This window comes from Collinsella sp. D33t1_170424_A12 (assembly GCF_015554865.1).
Taxonomy (GTDB): Bacteria; Actinomycetota; Coriobacteriia; order Coriobacteriales; family Coriobacteriaceae; genus Collinsella.
Window position 1 is genome coordinate 1 of record NZ_JADNJJ010000209.1, and the last position, 3,645, is coordinate 3,645.

Annotated in this window: 3 protein-coding genes; all 3 read right to left on the minus strand. The window is 45.0% G+C overall.

Annotated features, from left to right (window positions below):
- A partial coding sequence (locus I2E26_RS08665) for a ParB/RepB/Spo0J family partition protein (RefSeq protein WP_370551479.1) occupies positions 1-355 on the minus strand: 355 nt, incomplete at its 3' end.
- Positions 348-1,148, minus strand: a complete 801-nt coding sequence (locus I2E26_RS08670; RefSeq protein ID WP_195420405.1) for a ParA family protein — start codon at positions 1,146-1,148, stop codon at positions 348-350. The genes I2E26_RS08670 and I2E26_RS08665, both read right to left, overlap by 8 nt.
- 1,538 nt (positions 1,149-2,686) lie before the next feature.
- Complete coding sequence (rsmG, locus tag I2E26_RS08675; RefSeq protein ID WP_370551480.1) at positions 2,687-3,463, minus strand: 16S rRNA (guanine(527)-N(7))-methyltransferase RsmG; 777 nt, start codon at positions 3,461-3,463, stop codon at positions 2,687-2,689.
- Between the last annotated feature and the right edge of the window lie 182 nt (positions 3,464-3,645).

Here is a 3,645-nt window from a genome sequence, read left to right on the forward strand (position 1 = left end):
TCAGAGCAATCTCCATAACCGTCTGGTCATCAACATCCTTAATAATCACCGGAAGCTCAGTAAGCCCAGCCATCAGCGATGCCTGATACCTTCGCTCGCCAGCAATGATCTCGTAGAAGGAACCCTTTTTGCGAACCAAGAGAGGTTGAAGCACCCCATGCTCGCGAATCGATTCACTCAGTTCCTCAAGCTCGGTCTCATTGAAGTGGGTACGAGGCTGATTTGGATTTGGTTTAATCTCATCAACAGACAGCTTCTGATCCGCTGAAGCGCTAAAGCCTGTCTCTGACTGAGCTTCGCCCATCAAAGAACCAAGACCACGACCAAGAGCTGGTTTCTTCTTCGGACTAGGCACGACGGATCACCTCCCTTGCAAGACTCACATATGCTCGCGCACCCTTATTGGATGGAGAATACTTCGTAACCGGAAGACCATAGGAAGGAGCCTCGGAAATCTTTACTGAGCGCGGAATCAACGTCTTAAACGTCAAGTTACCAAAGTAATTGCGGACTTCCTCAACAACCTGATTCGAGAGAGAAGTGCGTGAATCGTACATCGTGAGCAGGATTCCGAATGTATCCAAGGTTTTATTGATCCGACCCTTAACCATGCGCATAGATTCAAGAAGCTTTGTCACGCCTTCAAGAGCATAGTATTCGCACTGAATCGGAATGAGCACGCTATCCGCTGCAGCAAGCGCATTAATCGTAAGCAGGCCGAGCGAAGGCGGACAATCGATAAAGATGAAATCGAACTCATCACGAATCGGATCTATCATATCTTTCAAACGCGTCTCACGTGCAATGGCGCTTACGAGCTCGATTTCTGCGCCAGCAAGCTGAATCGTTGCCGGAACCACAAACACGCGCTTGCAAGGAGTATCCTGAATGATCTCCTCTGCAGGTACATCGTTCAGGATTGCATCATAGACACATTGCGAAAGCTGCTCCTTGTCGATTCCAAATCCGCTCGTCGTGTTTCCCTGTGGGTCAAAATCAACAATCAGGACTTTTTTGTTTTGATCACCGAGGGCAGCGGCAAGGTTTACTGCTGTAGTCGACTTTCCAACGCCACCTTTTTGATTGATAATCGCAATTATGCGCGTATCCTTCTCAGCCTTGGATCGCTTTACGTCTTTATAGGTCACGCACCGCTCCTAACCTGTATTTTCCTGTTCAACATGAATTGTTTCACGTGAAACTATCTCACATTCTAGACTCTGTTTCTTTATGAATCATCATCCAACAACAAATATCAGGCTAAATGCAATAGTCTGACGTATGGAAAGCGAAACCGGGCAACAACAGCTGCCAACTACTAATACGCACTGTTCCAAAAGCCTTAAAACAACAAACGGATCAATACCCTCAGCAATGACACACAAACCAATCTTACGAGCAAGTCATTTAGATTACTGGCCGCTACTTTGTAGCATGCTTGTCCAGTAGACCGAAAATTGACGCAATAAGAGTCCATAGTTTCACGTGAAACATTATGAACAACGATTCATTGTGAGCATGTTGGACCAATTAATGCTCAGACAATATCGAATCTTTCGGTCGCATCAACAGCACCCAACGAGATGCTCAAGAAACTGCAAATCAAACAGCAATGTTTCACGTGAAACAACAGAATTCATTGTGATACAACGTAAGAATTTTCCGGAACTGAATACAATCGGTCAGATAGTGATCCATCCAAAATGAAAGCCAGCAAGCTCACCGTTGTCGAGAATAGACCTAACATCAGCGTTGTTAGTGGGGGTTTCACGTGAAACACTCACTAAAAGCATCAACTGTTAGCTGAGTTTGTAAATCCGGAGTCAAATTCAATATCATTCGAAGGCAGGGTGTAAGGATCGCAGGACTTGAGAAACACTATTCATGTCGAATTAGCACCATTCATCCTAAGTCTCCTGTTGTCCAGCAGAAATTAACGGATATTGCATGCATCATTATATGAAAACCGATAATATATATCATTTCCGCAGCTTCTAACGATGTCCGTTGAATCGGTTTCACGTGAAACATACGCTGTACAAGCAAAGAGCGCAAGCAATGATAGGCAGTTGTATTACAGACTTGCGATAACCGGAATATCCGAAATCAATGGACACGATATAGCCCAAGAGCTCGACAAGGAAGGATATAATTGACTTAATCAGTCAACAGTAGCAATTCGTAGTAACTATATCGACATACACTAGTGCGCAGCACGGAGTTCTGCTGTTCCGCACATCGATCTCAAACGACTACCTCTACGAATACGTAGACAGATTCAACCATATTGCGATCAAATACTGATACTTTAAATGAGTAAGCATTATTGGAAAGGTAACCATCGATTCTGAACCACACTAAGTAGAGTCAACATCAACAGCTGTGGAATCAGCGCGCAATGGAAATACAATAACAAGCTCAAGCAAAACTACCGTGCAACATCACGGTAGTTTGAAATGATCAGAACACCGCAGGTTCTTAAAATTTCGAAATGGCATTTTAGCTAGAGTTTGACGCAATGCTTGCGATGGAGCTGCAGACATGTCAATTTGAATTAAACGCCCCAAATGATCGAGCGGCAACGCTAACTTGAAAGACATCATTACGCACAACTCGAATCACAAAAATGCCGGCTATGGACGCTCCCACAGCCGGCATGAAAATGTTTCACGTGAAACTAAGCAAACTAGGCAAGAGGAGTCCTCTTTGCAGTGCCAGAAGGACGAGGAAGCTGAACCTTTAGAGCCCGCACGGACTCATATAAATAGATTGAACGATGACCTAGATCGCATGGGAGATCGAACTCATCATGAGAAACAAGTTCAAGACCGCACATGCTTGCAGCTGCATTACCGGCATCAACCTCGGACTGCTCAGGATTACCCTTGCTGATCATCAGATAGGAGCCCTTACGTAAGAAAGGTGTAGCATACTCAACAAGAACTGGCATAGATGCGAGAGCACGAGCACATACCAAATCAAACCGCCCGGGCTCCTCAAGCGCATAATCTTCAAGTCTGCTATGAACAGCAGTCACATTGCCGAGCTGAAGCTTCTCAGCAAATGCTTTCACAGCATTAATCTTCTTACCAACAGAATCTAGGAGGACATAGTCGAGCCCAGTTGTAGCAGCAAGTGGAATACCCGGAAATCCTGCACCGGTACCCATATCGAGGACTCGTTCAACAGAATCTGGAATATAAGATTCGAGAAGCAAAGAGTCAAGGATGTGAAGAACAATGGCATCGTCTAAATCAGTAATACGAGTCAGGTTGATATATTCATTAACCTGGCACACGTACAGCAGATGATCCAAACACAACCCAAGTTCATCTCTAGAGATCGACAAACCAGACTCATTAACAAGGGTGCTCAAGAAGAAGAGCAGCTGATCGTACCTATCCTGCCCAATCTCAATATCTTTGAGATCAATTGTACGAACGGCGCGCATGAGCAATAACACATCCTTTCAAAAACCGCTGACTGAAAACCACGATACGTGAAGTCCAGTCAGGACAGACAAAAAGAAAGGGGATGCATTAAGCATCCCCTTGAAATCAACCAGTCTTAACGAGGCTGAATTACAACCCTGCGCTCGGGATCAACGCCCTCGGAATGGGTATCAACCTCAGCGTTATCTCGAAG